This window comes from Pseudomonas sp. KH_017 (genome assembly GCF_057840285.1).
Map to the genome: position 1 here is coordinate 1,935,409 of NZ_CM174509.1, position 16,843 is coordinate 1,952,251.

The window sequence follows — 16,843 nt, forward strand, 5'->3', positions numbered from 1 at the left end:
CACAAGGGCAGAACCGTGAGGGAATGCACCGATTCAGGGCGCATTGCCCGCTAATGGAGCGCAATCACCAGCAGCACCAGATTGAGCAGCAACGATACCAACGCCAATGTCCGCCAGACCTTCAGCGGCTCGCGCTCCAGCAAGGGCTTGGGGCGCACGCTCAAGCTGCGGCGTTCGCCCTGTTCCATCAGCAGCAGCCATTCTTCCGCCGTTTCGAAACGCTGGTCGGGGGCCGCCGCCACGGCGCGCTCCAGGCTATGGGCGATCCAGTCCGGCAGGTCGGGCCGGTAACGGCTGGCGTTGACCGGGAGGCCAAACCTCGGGCGTTGGAACGCTTCGATTTCGCCATAGGGATAGTGCCCGGTGAGCAGGAAATACAATGTCACACCGACCGCGTACAAGTCCTGCCGTGGCGTCGGTACTTCGCCGCGAAAGGCTTCGGGCGCGATGTAACTGGGTGTGCCCGGCAGCGCCCAGGGCAGGTCTTGCGAGAGTCCGGGGCAGTAGGCCAGGCCGAAATCCAGCAGGCGCAACTCACCATCGTCTCCCAGCAACAGGTTTTCCGGTTTGATATCGCGATGCAGGATCTGCCGTCGATGCAACAGACCGACCGCTCGCAGCAGGCGCTCGGCGATGTCTTGCCACTGGGGCAGCGGTAAGGGTCCGCTTTGTTCATGCCGCTGGGCCAGGGTAGCGCCCGAATATTCACGCATCACGTAGTACAAATGCTGACGCTGACTGGCGGCATGGACTTCAGGAAAGTGTCGACCGGCCACGCGTTTGAGAAACCATTCTTCCGACAGTAACGCTTGCCCGGCCTGGTGATCGTCGTGCAGGCGACCGGGCAGGGTTTTCAGCAGCCAGGGTTGTTGCTGGCTGTCGCGAACGCGATAAAGCAGCGATTGCTGGCTCTGTGCGACGATTCCCTCGACCTGCCAGCCCTCGAACGCCTGGCCCGGTTTCAGGGCAGGCGGCAGTGGCCATTGCTGTAAGTGCATCAATGCATCGCCAATGCTCGCTTCGCCGAGGGCATCGACCCGCACTAGCAAGGCGCTGGCGTTGTCCTGGCTGCCCGCCAGGTGCGCGGCATTGACCAGGGTTTGCGCAGCGCTGTGCAAGTCCGGTTGATCGCGCAGGATCGCGGCAATGGCGGTATCGCCCAGGACGGCCCAGACGCCGTCGCTGAGCAGGACGAAGCTTTCACCGGGGCGCAACTCGCCGTCGAGAAAATCCAGCACCAGGTGTTGATCGAGCCCCAGCGCCCGTTTCAGCACGTGCTGCATGCCCGGCTGGTCCCAGACGTGATCCTCGCTGATTCGCTGCAATTGGTCGGCGTGCCAGCGATATACCCGGCAATCGCCGACATGGGCCAGGGTAAAACGCCGGCCACGCAGGACCAACGCACTGAGAGTGGTCAGCAGCGGTTGTCCGCCGCCATTGGCCTGCAACCAGCGGTTCTGCGCCAGCAGCAGACGATCGAGTGCCTGTGCGACGCTCCAGGTTTCCGGCGTGGCGTAGTAATCCAGCGCCAGGGCCTGCAACGTCGAACGAGCAGCCAGACCGCCATCGACGCACTGGCTGACACCGTCGGCGATGGCGAACAGATAACCCTTGCTTGCGGCCAGCGCCGGAGCCGGCGTGACCAGGCGCAGGGCATCCTGGTTTTCCTCGCGAGGACCGACGGCGCTGGCTTCGGCGAAACTCAGTTGCAGGCTCATAGAGGCGTCAGACCCGCGCAGCCGTCACGGCGGCCGAACCCCAGGTGGTTCTCCAACGACGTTTCACGCCGTGCAGACCGAACCAGGCCAGAACGCCGAGGCTGGCGAACAACCACAGCGCCAGTTGATAGCTGCCGGTGCTTTGCTTGATCGCGCCCATGCCGGCCGCGAGGGCAAACCCGCCGATGCCGCCGGCCATGCCGATCAGGCCGGTCATCACGCCGATTTCCCGGCGAAAACGCTGGGGCACCAACTGGAATACCGCGCCATTGCCTGCGCCCAGACCGAGCATGGTGCAGACGAAAAGTGCCAGTGCGGCGTAGGAGCTTGGCAGGTTGAAGCCGACCACGGCAATGCAGATCGCCGCGACGGTGTACATCGCCAACAGGGTCCGAATGCCGCCGAACCGGTCAGCCAGAGCACCACCCAAGGGGCGCATCAGGCTGCCGCCGAACACGCAGGCAGCGGTGTAGTAGCCAGCAGTCACCGGGTTCAGGCCGTACTGGTCGTTGAAATAACCGGGCAGGGCGCTGGCCAGGCCGATGAAGCCACCGAACGTCACGCTGTAGAAAAACATGAACCACCAGCTGTCACGATCACCCAGGGCCTTGAAGTAGTCGGCCATGGATTTGGCTTTTGGCCGCTCGGGGGCATTGCGGGCCAGCCAGGCGAAGACGATCAGGGTCAGGATCAGCGGAATCAGGGCAAACCCGAACACGTTGCTCCAGCCAAATGCTGCTGCCAGCACCGGGGCGATCAATGCGGCTAACACCGTGCCCGAGTTACCCGCGCCGGCGATGCCCATGGCCTTGCCTTGATGTTGCGGCGGATACCACTGCGAGGCCAGGGGCAGGGCGACGGCGAACGAAGCGCCGGCCATGCCGAGGAACAGGCCCAGCAGCAACGCCTGCTCGTAGCTGTGGATCCCGAGTTTCCAGGCACCGAACAGGGCGCAGATCACGATGACCTGGCCGATCAGGCCGGCGGTTTTTGGCGAAAGGCGATCAGCCAGCATCCCCATCACGAAGCGCAACACCGCCCCGGCCAGAATCGGCGTGGCGACCACCAGCCCCCGTTGCTGCGTCGTCAGGTGCAGGTCGGCGGCGATCTGTACCGCCAAAGGACCGAGCAGGTACCAGACCATGAAACTCAGGTCGAAATAGAGGAACGCTGCGAACAATGTGGGTGTATGGCCGGATTTCCAGAAGCTTGAATTCATTGCGCACCTCAGCTGTGAAGAGTCTCGAAAGGAGTCATGAGCTTGCAGGTGGGGCGCCGATACGGCCGCACCACCGGCCCCGTGCTGTGGGGCCAAAACGAAAAAACGCCGCCACCCGATCCGCCAAGGGCAAATGAGGTGCGCGACGTCTTTGTCGTAGGTGGGGCAACCGCCGTTGGTTACCTGTATCGATTACATAGCGAGATTTGTGCCAACAACCGAAATCGAGTCGCTGCCATTCGCGAGCAAGCCCGCTCCCACAAGGGAATGGCGTCGAACACAAATCACCTGTGGGAGCGGGCTTGCTCGCGAAGGCGATAGAACATTCACCACTGGGTTTCAGCCGAGCAACTCGCTCATGGCAATAATCTGCTCCGCCACTTGAATCAGCTTCTGCTGGCGGCTCATCGCCTGGCGGCGCATCAGTGTGTAGGCCTCTTCCTCGTTACAGTCCTTCATTTTCATCAGCAGTCCCTTGGCCAGTTCGATGCGCTTGCGCTCGGCCAATTGCTGGTCGCGGGCATGCAACTGGGCACGCAAGGCCTGGTCGCTCTCGAAGCGTGCCATGGCTACATCGAGAATCGGCTGCAGGCGTTGTGCGTGAATGCCTTCGACGATGTAGGCGCTGACCCCGGACTTGATCGCCTGGCGCATCACATCGGGGTCGTGTTCGTCCGTGAACATCACAATCGGTCGTGGCTGGTCGCGCGTCACCAGCACCACTTGTTCCATGACATCGCGCCCCGGTGACTCGGTATCGATCAGAATTACATCCGGACGCACCGTTTCGACGCGTTCGGGCAAGTCAATGGTCAGGCCGGATTCATCGATCACTTCGAATCCGGCCTCGGTCAGGGCAGCCTTCAGGCGTCCGACTTTTTTGGCGGTGTCGTTGATCAGCAGGATACGCAGCATGTTCGTGGTCTCCTGTCAGCGGCTGGCGGATCGGTGCGAGCTGTCGCTCATGGCGTGCAGTTTGAAACTGCGGGCATAACCGGCCGGGTCCGAGCCGTCCCAGATTTTGCCGTCGATCAATTGACTGCTGCGCATTTGCTCGGCTGATGAAGCGACGCCGACGGCACGGGCGGCTTCACGGTAGAGGTCCAGTTGCTGGACCTGCCGGGCCACCGCGAGATAGTCCGGGTCATCGCGCAACAAGCCCCAGCGGCGGAACTGGGTCATGAACCACATGCCGTCCGACAGGTACGGCAGGTTGACCTCGCCATCCCCGTGCAAGCGCAGCGCGTGCGGGTCTTGCCAGCGGTGGCCAAGGCCGTCGGCGTATTCGCCCAGCAGGCGTGGTTCGATGCAGTCCAGTGGCGCGTCAAGGTACTGCGCGGCACTGAGCAATTGTGCGGTACTGCGGCGATTCTCGGTGCTTTCTTCGATGAAGCGGCTGGCTTCCAGAACCGCCATTACCAACACCCGGGCGGTATTGGGGTATTGCTCGACGAACGCACGGGTGCAGCCGAGGACCTTTTCCGGATGATCGGGCCAGATGGTCTGAGTCGTGGCCAGGGTGAAGCCGAGGTCCTGTTGCACGGCACTGGCGGACCAGGGTTCGCCGACACAGAAGCCGTCGATGCGCCCGGCCCGCAGGTGCGCGACCATTTGCGGTGGCGGCACCACCACGCTGTCGACATCCAGCAGCGGGTGAATGCCCTGGCTGGCGAGCCAGTAATACAACCACATGGCGTGGGTGCCGGTGGGAAACGTCTGGGCGAAGGTGAGTTTTGAGCGAGTTTGGTGCACATGCCGATCCAGTGCTTCAGGACTGGTCACTCCAAGCGCCTGCAAGCCGCGGGACAGGTTGATGCTCTGGCCGTTCTGATTCAGGCCCATCAGCACGGCCATGTCGGTCGCGGCCACGCCACCGATACCCAGGTGAACGGCGTAAATCAGGCCATAGAGGCTGTGGGCGGCATCGAGTTCGCCGCTGACCAGTTTGTCCCGCAGGTTGGCCCAGGACGATTGACGCTTGAGGTTCAGGGTCAAGCCGTGGGGCTGGGCGAAGCCCTGAGTGGCGGCGACAACCACCGAGGCGCAGTCGCTCAGGGCCATGAAGCCGAGATTGATTTCGGTTTTTTCCGGGGCATCGCTGCCATTGACCCAGGCCAGGGGGCCGGCTGACGGTTCGTTCATCGCGTGTTCACCTTGCAAAAAAAACGTCGTCCGGGTTCTTGCATGAGCAGGCCGGGGACGACGCCATTGTCTTTGCACACATTCGGTCGTTGGCATGGGTGCTGGTGTCCAGAGTGGTGCAAGGCATATGCCATTATCCGTTGATTTGATCACGCGCCTCGCTTGCCACCCCGTTGCCCGGCTATAATCGCCCCCTCAATTCGCCGCCAATCGAGTCAAATCCGCCCATGTACACCCTGGCCCGTCAGCTGTTGTTCAAACTCTCCCCGGAAACCTCCCACGATCTGTCCCTGGACCTGATCGGCGCGGGCGGGCGTCTTGGGCTCAACGGCTTGCTGTGCAAGGCCCCGGCGAAGGTGCCGGTGAATGTCATGGGCCTGGACTTCCCGAATCCGGTGGGGCTGGCCGCCGGCCTGGACAAGAACGGCGCGGCCATCGATGGTTTTGCCCAACTGGGTTTCGGTTTTGTCGAAATCGGCACCATCACGCCGCGTCCGCAGCCGGGCAACCCGAAGCCACGCCTGTTCCGTTTGCCGGAAGCCGAGGCGATCATCAACCGCATGGGTTTCAACAACCTCGGCGTCGATCACCTGCTGGCCCGCGTGGCGGCGGCCAAGTACAAAGGCGTGCTGGGCATCAACATCGGCAAGAACTTCGATACGCCGGTCGAGCGTGCCGTGGACGACTACCTGATCTGCCTGGACAAGGTCTACGCCCACGCCAGCTATGTGACGGTCAACGTCAGTTCGCCGAACACGCCGGGCCTGCGCAGCCTGCAATTCGGTGACTCGCTCAAGCAGTTGCTGGCCGATCTGGCCGAGCGCCGCGCGGAACTGGCATTGCGTCATGGCAAGCATGTACCGCTGGCGATCAAGATCGCGCCGGACATGAGCGACGAAGAAACCGCACAAGTTGCACAAGCACTGATCGAAACCGGGATGGATGCCGTCATCGCCACCAACACCACCCTGAGCCGCGTAGGCGTCGAAGGCATGGAGCACGGCGAAGAAGCCGGCGGTCTGTCTGGCGCGCCGGTTCGTGACAAGAGCACCCACACCGTGAAAGTGCTGGCATCGGAGCTGGGCGGGCGTTTGCCGATCATTGCGGCGGGCGGCATTACCGAAGGCAAGCACGCGGCGGAGAAAATCGCCGCAGGCGCGAGCCTGGTGCAGATCTATTCGGGCTTCATCTACAAAGGCCCGGCGCTGATTCGTGAGTCTGTGGACGCGATTGCAGCGCTACGCTGATCCCCTTGTAGGAGCGAGCTCGCTCGCGATGGTCGATAACGATAACGCGTGCTTTCTGGATGCACGCGGTGCTCTCGGTTCCATCGCGAGCAATCGAGCGTCGACCGGCTGCTCCTACAGGGGATTGTTTGGACCAGCGAGCAGGCATAAAAAAGGGCTCCATGAAGGAGCCCCTGGGCCGTAGCCCGCCGTCCGGATGGGACGTGCGTGGTTAATTCAGTACAAATCAGATTGTCGTGTCGGAGTGTAGTGCCCTGTAATTAGCCGACGGCGTGAAGTTCGTTGAGTCTGTGGATTCCTGCAGTGCCGGTCATACCGTCCCAGTTGTCGCCGCGTCCTTCTCGCCAGCCGTTGATCCAGGCTTGACGTACCGACGGTAGAGTAAATGGGCAAAGCTCACGGGATTTACCACCAACGCCATATTGATATCCGCGCAAAAATGCTCTTTCCAACGGATCACGCTTAAGTCTTCTCATAGGGTGTTGCCCTCACTTGTTGACTGTATTTATCGCGTCGACCTCTATTGAGGTCTGGCAGAAAAACTCTGCCGTTGGCGGCTCGTTGCCGGCGTGACGAGCCAAGGTGTTGGCGTCATTGCGGCGCCAACCTGTATTGAGTTCTAACCAATGCGTCACATCGAGGGAATGATCGTTTTGTCATAAGGACGTAACTATTTATGTGCTAAGGCCATAAGTAACAGCGCGTTTTTAGCGTATTTATTGGCCAAACCCCGGTATGATCGGCCCTGCGCTGGATGATGGGCTTAATCCTTTAGTGAGAATGGCTCCCGTTGCCGGGAAGCACTATTCGACGAAGGGTCGACTTATGACATTTTGTTGCATCAACTTTTTTATCTGCCCTTGCATCTAAGCTCATTTAACCCGGGCAGCAAGGGTGGAACGGCACGCCTTCGTGCCACGCGGGCGCTCTTCGAGAAAAGCGCCTGATTGAAAACCGGACCGGCAATGCGTTGCCCGGTCACTCAGCTAAAGGTTCTGGAATTCCCATGTCCGATCGTTTCGAACTCTTCCTCACTTGCCCAAAAGGCCTTGAAGGCCTGCTCATCGAGGAAGCCGTCGGGCTTGGCCTTGAGGAAGCGCGGGAACACACCTCTGCCGTACGCGGCATGGCCACCATGGAAACCGCTTATCGCCTGTGCCTGTGGTCGCGCCTGGCCAACCGCGTGCTGCTGGTGCTCAAGCGTTTCCCGATGAAGGACGCCGAAGACCTGTACCACGGCGTGCTGGACATCGAGTGGCAAGACCACATGCTCAATGATGGCACCCTGGCCGTCGAATTCAGCGGCCATGGCTCGGGTATCGACAACACCCACTTCGGCGCGCTGAAGGTCAAGGACGCCATCGTCGACAAACTGCGCACCCCGCAAGGCGACCGTCCTTCCATCGACAAGCTCAACCCGGACCTGCGCATTCACCTGCGCCTGGACCGTGGCGAAGCCATTCTTTCCCTCGACCTGTCGGGCCACAGCCTGCACCAGCGCGGCTATCGCCTGCAGCAAGGTGCGGCACCGCTGAAGGAAAACCTCGCGGCCGCCATCCTGATCCGTTCCGGCTGGCCACGTATCGCGGCCGAAGGCGGCGCACTGGCCGACCCGATGTGCGGTGTCGGCACCTTCCTGGTCGAAGCGGCGATGATCGCCGCCGACATCGCGCCGAACCTGCGTCGCGAGCAGTGGGGCTTCACCGCCTGGCTCGGTCACGTCCCGGCGCTGTGGAAAAAACTGCACGAAGAAGCCTCCGAACGCGCCGCTGCCGGCCTGGCCAAAACACCGTTGTGGATTCGCGGTTACGAAGCCGATCCACGGCTGATTCAACCGGGCCGCAACAACGTCGAGCGTGCCGGCCTGAGCGAATGGATCAAGATCTATCAGGGCGAAGTCGCGACTTTCGAGCCGCGTCCGGACCAGAACCAGAAAGGCCTGGTGATCTGCAACCCTCCGTACGGCGAGCGTCTGGGCGATGAGGCGAGCCTGCTCTACCTCTACCAGAACCTCGGCGAGCGTCTGCGTCAGGCCTGCTTGAACTGGGAGGCGGCGGTGTTCACCGGCGCGCCGGACCTGGGCAAGCGCATGGGTATCCGCAGCCACAAGCAGTATTCGTTCTGGAACGGCGCCTTGCCGTGCAAGCTGTTGCTGATCAAGGTGCTGCCGGATCAGTTCGTCACCGGCGAGCGTCGTACTCCGGAACAGCGTCAGGCCGAGCGAGAGCAAGCGGCCTACGATGAAGCGCCGAGCGAGCCGCAAGAGCGCAAATACAACAAAAACGGCAATCCGATCAAACCGGTTCCAGCCCCGGCCCCGGTGATCGAGCAGCCGCGCCTGAGCGAAGGCGGGCAGATGTTTGCCAACCGCCTGCAAAAGAACCTCAAGGCCCTCGGCAAGTGGGTCAAGCGTGAAGGCATCGACTGCTACCGCGTGTATGACGCCGACATGCCGGAATACTCCATGGCCATCGACCTGTATCACGATTGGGTCCACGTCCAGGAATACGCCGCGCCGAAATCCATCGATCCGGAAAAGGCCTCGGCGCGCATGTTCGATGCCCTGGCTGCGATTCCGCAGGCGTTGAACATCGACAAGAGCCGCGTGGTGGTCAAGCGCCGCGAGCGTCAGAGCGGCACCAAGCAGTACGAGCGCCAGGCGGCACAGGGCAAGTTCGTCGAGGTCAATGAAGGCGGGATCAAGCTGCTGGTGAACCTCACCGACTACCTCGACACCGGTCTGTTCCTCGACCATCGTCCGATGCGCATGCGTATCCAGAAAGAGGCGGCCGGCAAGCGCTTCCTCAATCTGTATTGCTACACCGCGACCGCCAGCGTGCACGCGGCCAAGGGCGGCGCGCGCAGCACCACCAGTGTCGACTTGTCGAAAACCTACCTGGACTGGGCGCGTCGCAACCTGTCGCTGAACGGTTTTTCCGACAAGAACCGCCTGGAGCAGGGTGACGTGATGGCGTGGCTCGAAGCCAGTCGTGACGAGTACGACCTGATCTTCATCGACCCGCCGACGTTCTCTAACTCCAAGCGTATGGAAGGTGTCTTCGACGTGCAGCGCGACCAGGTGCAACTGATCGACCTGGCCATGGCGCGACTGGCGCCCGGCGGCGTGTTGTACTTCTCCAACAACTTCCGCAAGTTCGAACTGGAGGCCAATCTCGGCGAGCGTTATGTGGTCGAGGAGATCACCGCCCAGACCATCGATGCGGATTTTTCCCGCAACGCCAAGATCCATCGCGCCTGGAAAATCACGGCTCGCTAAATAGCTGCGCTGATTCACTGTAGGAGCGAGCTTGCTCGCGATGGTCGATAACGATAACGCGTGCCTTCTGGAGTCACGCGGTACTCTTGCTACCATCGCGAGCAGGCTCGCTCCTACAGGATCCCATCAGTGCTGGTCAAATTAGTGGCTAATAGCTATAACTCAACTCACGGCCAAAGGGCTTCTCCGCACCTGGCGTTTTGAGTTTGCGTTCTATGTCGTTGCACGCCGTGCGCCCCAGGATCCTGGGATTTATCAGCGAAGATGCCTCGGCCTGGCTGGTCGCGCTGCTGGTATTGCTGGTCGGCGGGGTGCTCACCGGGTTGCTGGCGTGGTCGACACTGAACCTGTTTCACCATCAATTGCGGCAACGTTTCCAACTGTTGGCCAGTGAACGTTACAGCCGTATCGAAGAGCGTTTCGAAGATCAGGAGCAGCGCCTCGACGGCCTGCGCCGGTTTTTCGCCAATTCCGATTCGGTGTCCCGAGCGGAATTCGATGGCTACACCCAACCTTTGCTGCTGCGAACCCAGGCGTATTCCTATGCCCATCGGGTCACTCGTGATGAGCGGGCGGCGTTCGAGCGTCGGGTGCGTGACGAAGGCTTGAGCAACTTCGCCCTGAGAGAGCTCAACGCCGACGGCCAATTGCAACCGGCCGGCGAGCGAGATGAGTACGTAGCGGTGCTGTATAGCCAGACTCAAAGCAAACTCGGCGCTCCCCTCGGTTACGACTTGCTGGCCCAGCCGCTGCGGCGTGCCACGCTCGACCGGGCCGATCAAAATGGCGCCATGGCGGTGTCGCAACCGATGCATCTGGTGAGTATCGAGCCGGCTTATGCGCGCGGCGTGCTGCTGGTCGCGCCGGTCATGCAGCGCAACAGTCAGGCCCACAAAACCACGAAGCCCTACGGTTATGTCATGGCCGTGATCAGCATGCGCCAGTTGCTGGCGGACGGACTGCCGGACGCGAGTCGTGACTATCTCTCGGTGCGCATCCTCGATTTGTCGATCGACGACCAGCACGAAGTGCTGTTCGAGTCGCCCAACCCGCCGGCCATCAGCGAGCTGTCCGCCACGCGCCTGTTGCGCATGGCTGATCATGACTACCAAGTCGATATCCAGCCCAGCGACGCGTTCGTGCAGGCCAACCATTCCTCCGTGACCAGTGTGGTGGTGTTGGGTGGGTTGCTCAGCTTGATGCTCAGTGCCTTGCTGTATGTGTTGGTCAGTCAGCGGCAGCGGGCGTTGAAACTGGTCGAGCAACGCACCCGGGAGCTGCGCGATCGAGAGCAGGAACTGCGCGGCACCCATGGTCAGTTGCGTGGCGTGCTGAATGCCGCCACCCAGGTCGCGATCATCGCCACTGACCTGCGCGGCGTCATCAGCACCTTCAACGCGGGTGCCGAGCAGATGCTTGGCTATACCAGTGCCGAAGTGGTCGGTCATATGACCCTGGAGAACCTGCACCTGCCCCGGGAACTGGTCGCTCGCTCGGCAGAGTTGAGCGCGCGCTATGGCAAACCGGTGCCGACCTGCCAGGCGATGCTGGTCGAAGGCGACGTGGAGGGCGGCCACGAGGCGCGGGAGTGGACGCTGGTGCGCGGCGATGGCAGCCATTTGATGGTCAACATGCTCGCCACGCCGGTGCTCGACGAGCAAGGCTTGTGGGTCGGGCACCTGGCGGTGTGCATCGACATCACCGAACGCAAACGGGTCCATGAAGCGCTCGCGGCGCGGGACCTGCTGTTGAAGAAACTCAGCGCCCACGTGCCCGGTGGCATCTACCAGTTCAAGATGGAATTCGACGGACGCTTCAGCGTGATCTATGCCAGCGACGGCATTCGCGATATCTACGAGCTGGAACCTGACGTGCTGCTGCTCAATGCCGAAGCGATCTTCACCCGGATTCACCCTCAGGACACCACCCGTGTCCGCGCCTCGATCCGCGCCTCGGCCGACACCCTCAGCCCCTGGCGCGAGGAATACCGTGTGCAATTGCCGCAACGCGGTCTGCGTTGGGTGCGTGGCGAGGCCACGCCGGAGGAACTGCCGGGTGGCGGCGTGCTGTGGCATGGCTACATCTCGGACATTTCCGATATGAAGCGGGTGGAGGAGGAATTGCGCGCGCTGTCGGTCACCGATTCGCTGACAGGTATCCACAACCGGCGTTATTTCCAGGAGCGCCTGACCACCGAAATGGCCCGGGTGGAGCGCGGCGGTGGGGATCTGTCGGTGATCATGCTCGATATCGACCATTTCAAGCGCATCAATGACCTGCATGGCCATGCCATCGGTGATCGGGTGTTGCAGGCCGTGTGCCAACGGATCGGCCACCGGCTGCGTCGCACCGATGTGTTCTGCCGCCTGGGCGGTGAGGAGTTCATGGTGCTGTGCCCGGATATCAGCGGCGAACATGCCTATATGTTGGCCCAGCAATTGTGGCAAGGCTTGCGCAGTTCACCCATTGAAGGTGTCGGTACGGTCACCGCCAGTTTCGGGATTGCCAGTTGGCGGGTCGGGGAGGGCGCCGATGCCTTGCTGTTGCGCGCGGATTCGGGAGTCTATGCGGCGAAGCAGGCGGGAAGGGATCGGGTAGAAGGGGAGATGAATTAGCCCGGGTTGCACGCTGACCCTGTGGGAGCGGGCTTGCTCGCGAAAGCGGTTTGCCTGTCACATCGATGTTGGATGTGCCGCCGTCTTCGCGAGCAAGCCCGCTCCCACAGTGGATCTCTGTAGTTCTCAGGGGCCGGGTTACAACACCGAAGCCGTCTGCGGCAGTTTCGGTTGGCGGTACAGGTCCAGCAGCACCTGATCGAGCACCGAGGAGGCGCCGAACGGGGCCTTGTCGTTGAGGATCGCCACCACCGCCCAAGTGTTGCCGTTGACGTCGCGACTGAAACCGGCAATCGCCCGCACGGTGTTCAGGGTGCCGGTCTTGACGTGGGCTTCACCGCGCATGGCAGTGGTCTTCAGGCGTTTGCGCATGGTGCCGTCGGTGCCGGCAATCGGCATCGAACTGATGTATTCGGCGGAATACGGGCTGTGCCAGGCCGCTTCGAGCATCGAGGCCATTTCCCGGGCGCTGACACGCTCGGCACGGGACAGGCCGGAGCCGTTCTCCATCACCAGGTGCGGCGCGGTGATGCCCTTTTTCGCCAGCCACTGACGCACGACACGCTGGGCGGCCTTGGCGTCGTCACCATCGGCATCGGTGCGGAAGCGTTGGCCGAGGCTCAGGAACAACTGCTGGGCCATGGTGTTGTTACTGTACTTGTTGATGTCGCGGATGATTTCCGCCAGGTCCGGCGAGAACGCCCGGGCCAGGACCTTGGCGTCTTTCGGTGTTGGCGCCAGCACATCCCTGCCCTGAATGCTGCCACCCAGCTCCTTCCAGATTGCGCGGACGGCGCCGGCGGTGTAGGTCGCGTGGTCGAGCAGCGACAGGTAAGTCTGCGAGCTGCAGCCTTCGCCAAGCTGACCGCCGACCGTCACGGTCACGCTGCCGTCGGCCTGTGGCACCGGGTTGTAGCGCACGCCACCGGTGCATTGCTTGGAGTTGAGGGCCTTGACCTGGTTGTCGATGCGGATGCTCGCAATCGGCGGCTCCACGGAGACCAGCACCTTGCCCGAGTCATTGCGCGCGACGAAGCGCAGCGCCTTGAGGTTGACCAGCAGCGAGTCGGGCTTGACCAGGAACGGCTTGTTATCGTCGTTGCCGTCGTCATTGAACTCCGGCAATTGCGATTGCACGAAGAAGGTTTTATCCAGCACCAGGTCGCCGGTGACCTGGGTGACGCCGTTGGCACGCAGGTCGCGCATCAGCAGCCAGAGTTTTTCCATGTTCAGCTTCGGATCGCCGCCACCCTTGAGGTAGAGGTTGCCGTTGAGAATGCCGCCACTCAAGGTGCCGTCGGTGTAGAACTCGGTTTTCCACTGGTGGTTCGGGCCGAGCATTTCCAGCGCCGCGTAGGTGGTTACCAGTTTCATGGTCGACGCCGGGTTGACCGACACGTCGGCGTTGAACACCGTCGCGGTGCCGGGGCCGGTGAGCGGGATCATCACCAGCGACAGGGCGTTGTCCTGCAACTTGCTGGCTTTCAGGGCTTTTTCAACGTTGGGCGACAACGCGGTATTGATTGGAGCGGCGCAAACGGGAAGGGCCAGGGGGAGAAGAAAACCGGCCAACAGCAATGGACGCAAAGATTTGATCATCTGAAATAAAACCCTACAGCCGAGGGGAAATAAGATGAGGGCATGGAGATAAATTCCCTCAATGGTCATGAAAGTGTCGGCATTATGCCCCAAGGTGTCACGGCTTGTGCCGTGCGCGGGCATTCTGATCGGCTATTTTTTTACCGACGGTAGGCGTGGTGGCCCAGAGAGTCAGGCAATCGGCGGCTTAAGCTGCTAAAGTGCCGCCCGTTATTACTTAAGAGGATTGTTCCAATGGCGACTAACCGTTCCCAGCGTCTGCGCAAAAAACTGTGCGTCGATGAATTTCAAGAGCTGGGTTTCGAACTGAACCTGGATTTCAAAGAAGATTTGGCTGATGAAGCCATTGATGCTTTCCTCGATGCGTTCCTCAAAGAAGCCATGGAAACCAACGGTCTGGGCTATGTTGGCGGCGACGACTACGGTCTGGTTTGCCTGCAGAAGCGTGGCTCGGTCAGCGCTGAACAGCGCGCTGCCGTTGAAGCCTGGCTCAAAGGCCGCACCGAGCTGACCAGCGTTGAAGTCAGCCCGCTGCTGGACGTCTGGTACCCGGAAAAGCCGATCAATCCGGTAGCTTGATGTTCTAAAAAAACGGCGACCCAAGGGTCGCCGTTTTTTTATGCCGATGGTTTTTGGTTTCAGGCCTTGCGCCAGTTCAGAATCACCAGCGTCAATACCCCCGCGACAATCCCCCAGAACGCCGAACCGATGGAAAACAGCGTCAGCCCCGATGCCGTGACCATGAAGGTGATCAGCGCAGCTTCACGTTCCTTCACTTCGCTCATGGCGATGCTCAAGCCGTTGATGATCGAGCCGAACAGCGCCAGCGCCGCAATCGACAGCACCAGTTCCTTGGGCAGCGCGGCAAACAATGCCGCGAGCGTCGCGCCGAACACGCCGGCGATCCCGTAGAAAATCCCGCACCAGACGGCTGCGGTGTAGCGCTTGTTGCGATCCTCATGGGCGTGCGGTCCGGTGCAGATCGCTGCGCTGATCGCCGCCAGGTTGATCCCGTGGGAGCCGAATGGTGCCAACAGCAAACTGGCGATGCCGGTGGTGGTGATCAGCGGCGAGGCTGGCACCGTGTAACCATCGGCGCGCAATACGGCGATGCCGGGCATGTTTTGTGAGGTCATGGCGACGACAAACAGCGGGATGCCGATGCTGATGGTCGCCGCCAGGGAGAAGTGCGGCGTGGTCCAGACCGGCGTGGCCACTTCCAGATGGAAACCGCTGAAGTCCAGCAGCCCCATGAAGCCTGACAATGCCGTGCCGATCAGCAATGCCGCCAACACCGCGTAGCGCGGCGACAGGCGCTTGACCACCAGATAAGTGACAAACATCCCCAGGACCAGGGCGGTGCGGTGTTGCGCCGCGACGAAAATCTCGCTGCCGATCTTGAACAGGATCCCCGCCAGCAGGGCGGCGGCCAGGGATGCCGGAATCTTTTTCATCAGTCGTTCGAAGCTGCCGGTCAGCCCGCAAATCGTCACCAGCACCGCGCAGGTGATGTAGGCGCCGATGGCTTCGCCGTAGCTCACGCCGCCCAGGCTGGTGATCAGCAGCGCGGCGCCGGGGGTCGACCAGGCAATGGTGATCGGCGTGCGATAGCGCAGGGACAGGCCAATGGAGCACACGGCCATGCCGATCGAGATGGCCCAGATCCACGACGAAATCTGCCCGCTGCTCAGGCCCGCCGCTTGCCCGGCCTGGAACATCAGCACCAGGGAGCTGGTGTAGCCGGTCATCATGGCGATGAAGCCGGCAACGATGGCCGAGGGCGAGGTGTCGGCCAACGGGCGGATTTGCGTGTGGGTGGCGTCGTTCATGACGGTGGTGTTCCTTTTACAGATGAAGATGTCCGCTGCAACGCTGAATCCTGTGGGAGCGGGCTTGCTCGCGAAGAGGGCGTGTCAGTCGACATTGATTTAGCTGACAGACCGCATTCGCGAGCAAGCCCGCTCCCACAGGGATTGCGTTACAAAGGCGGATTCTGCGAACAAGCCTAAACTCAAAAGTAATCAGGCGTTGCGATACAGCCGAGGCAACATTCAGCCGTACAGTCGTGTTGCCACCCTCCATTGTGTACAATCGCAGTGTTTTTTACGCGATACTTGCCAGCGACCCACTGTGCCGTATTACAGTCGCGGTCAATTCGCCGCAGTTCTTCCGACTCGAGTGCCCATGAACGAACAGTTGCAACCCCTAAAGAAACAACCGCGAGCAGGCAAAGCCGGCCGCAGCGGTACCCAGGACGATATTGTCTACGCGCATATCTTCGAGGCCATCCTCGAGCAGCGCCTGGCGCCCGGCACCAAGTTGAGCGAAGAAGCGCTGGGGGAAATTTTCGGGGTCAGCCGCACCATCATTCGCCGCGCCTTGTCGCGCCTGGCCCATGAAGGCGTGGTGTTGCTGCGTCCGAATCGCGGCGCCGTGGTCGCCAGCCCGAGCGTCGAAGAAGCCCGCCAGGTGTTCATGGCCCGCCGTCTGGTGGAGCGAGCGATCACTGAACTGGCGGTTCAGCACGCGACCGCCGAACAGATTGCCGAATTGCGCCAGATGGTCAACGACGAACGCGACAGCTTTTCCCGTGGCGATCGTGGTGCCGGCATCCGCCTGTCGGGTGAATTCCACCTGAAGCTGGCCGAAGCTGCGAAAAACGCGCCGCTGATCAGCTTCCAGCGCAGCCTGGTGTCCCAGACGTCGCTGATCATCGCCCAGTACGAAAGCGGCAACCGTTCCCACTGCTCCTACGACGAGCACACCCAGTTGATCGACGCCATCGAGAAGCGCGATGCTGAACTGGCGGTGAACCTGATGATGCATCACATGGATCACATCGATAGCAAGCTCAACCTCGACGAGGAAAGTGCTTCGGATGATCTGCATGCGGTGTTCTCGCATTTGCTGCAGACCAAGAAGCCTGGGCGGTCGCCGGCGAAAATCTGATCGACCGCGTCGCCTGATTCGCGAGCAAGCCCGCTCCCACAGGGGATTTGTGAGCGGCACAGACCAAATGTGGGAGC

At 61.5% G+C, this 16,843-nt stretch carries 12 protein-coding genes; 5 read left to right on the plus strand and 7 right to left on the minus strand.

The window, feature by feature from the left end; genetic code table 11:
• Positions 1-50: 50 nt before the first annotated feature.
• From AC3IT6_RS08860 to AC3IT6_RS08875, 4 genes are all read right to left on the minus strand, one after another.
• Positions 51-1,718 (minus strand): bifunctional protein-serine/threonine kinase/phosphatase, encoded by a 1,668-nt coding sequence (locus tag AC3IT6_RS08860; protein WP_489354917.1) that lies wholly within the window; start codon positions 1,716-1,718, stop codon positions 51-53.
• Between the two features lie 7 nt (positions 1,719-1,725).
• Positions 1,726-2,937, minus strand: a complete 1,212-nt coding sequence (locus AC3IT6_RS08865; RefSeq protein ID WP_458370924.1) for a nitrate/nitrite transporter — start codon at positions 2,935-2,937, stop codon at positions 1,726-1,728.
• A gap of 339 nt (positions 2,938-3,276) precedes the next feature.
• Complete coding sequence (locus AC3IT6_RS08870; protein ID WP_008048624.1) at positions 3,277-3,852, minus strand: ANTAR domain-containing response regulator; 576 nt, start codon at positions 3,850-3,852, stop codon at positions 3,277-3,279.
• 15 nt (positions 3,853-3,867) lie between these two features.
• Complete coding sequence (locus AC3IT6_RS08875) at positions 3,868-5,079, minus strand: CmpA/NrtA family ABC transporter substrate-binding protein (RefSeq protein WP_489354918.1); 1,212 nt, start codon at positions 5,077-5,079, stop codon at positions 3,868-3,870.
• 227 nt (positions 5,080-5,306) lie between these two features.
• Between AC3IT6_RS08875 and AC3IT6_RS08880 the strand changes: the two genes are divergently transcribed.
• Positions 5,307-6,326: a quinone-dependent dihydroorotate dehydrogenase gene (locus AC3IT6_RS08880; RefSeq protein ID WP_458370926.1), complete on the plus strand. Its 1,020-nt coding sequence runs from the start codon at positions 5,307-5,309 to the stop codon at positions 6,324-6,326.
• Positions 6,327-6,586: 260 nt separating this feature from the next.
• Here AC3IT6_RS08880 and rmf read toward each other — a convergent pair whose 3' ends face one another.
• Entirely contained in the window at positions 6,587-6,802 is a 216-nt protein-coding gene (gene rmf / locus AC3IT6_RS08885; protein ID WP_003223300.1) for a ribosome modulation factor, read from the minus strand.
• 530 nt (positions 6,803-7,332) lie between these two features.
• Here rmf and rlmKL point away from each other — a divergent pair.
• Together rlmKL and AC3IT6_RS08895 are read left to right on the plus strand one after the other, a co-directional pair.
• Entirely contained in the window at positions 7,333-9,603 is a 2,271-nt protein-coding gene (gene rlmKL, locus AC3IT6_RS08890; protein ID WP_489354919.1) for a bifunctional 23S rRNA (guanine(2069)-N(7))-methyltransferase RlmK/23S rRNA (guanine(2445)-N(2))-methyltransferase RlmL, read from the plus strand.
• Positions 9,604-9,818: 215 nt separating this feature from the next.
• Positions 9,819-12,218, plus strand: a complete 2,400-nt coding sequence (locus tag AC3IT6_RS08895) for a sensor domain-containing diguanylate cyclase (protein WP_489354920.1) — start codon at positions 9,819-9,821, stop codon at positions 12,216-12,218.
• A gap of 138 nt (positions 12,219-12,356) precedes the next feature.
• On the opposite strand, the gene dacB is transcribed toward AC3IT6_RS08895, so the two are convergent.
• A complete protein-coding gene (gene dacB, locus AC3IT6_RS08900) occupies positions 12,357-13,817 on the minus strand; it encodes a D-alanyl-D-alanine carboxypeptidase/D-alanyl-D-alanine endopeptidase (protein WP_458370928.1) in 1,461 nt (486 codons plus the stop codon).
• 234 nt (positions 13,818-14,051) lie between these two features.
• On the opposite strand from dacB, the gene AC3IT6_RS08905 reads away from it, so the two are divergent.
• Entirely contained in the window at positions 14,052-14,396 is a 345-nt protein-coding gene (locus AC3IT6_RS08905; protein ID WP_489354921.1) for a YggL family protein, read from the plus strand.
• Between the two features lie 59 nt (positions 14,397-14,455).
• Here AC3IT6_RS08905 and AC3IT6_RS08910 read toward each other — a convergent pair whose 3' ends face one another.
• Positions 14,456-15,646 carry a benzoate/H(+) symporter BenE family transporter gene (locus AC3IT6_RS08910; protein ID WP_489354922.1) on the minus strand — a complete coding sequence of 397 codons (1,191 nt, stop codon included), beginning with the start codon at positions 15,644-15,646 and terminating at the stop codon, positions 14,456-14,458.
• 355 nt (positions 15,647-16,001) lie between these two features.
• Here AC3IT6_RS08910 and AC3IT6_RS08915 point away from each other — a divergent pair, with 355 nt between their 5' ends.
• Positions 16,002-16,766, plus strand: a complete 765-nt coding sequence (locus AC3IT6_RS08915; protein ID WP_007971481.1) for a GntR family transcriptional regulator — start codon at positions 16,002-16,004, stop codon at positions 16,764-16,766.
• Positions 16,767-16,843 lie beyond the last annotated feature (77 nt).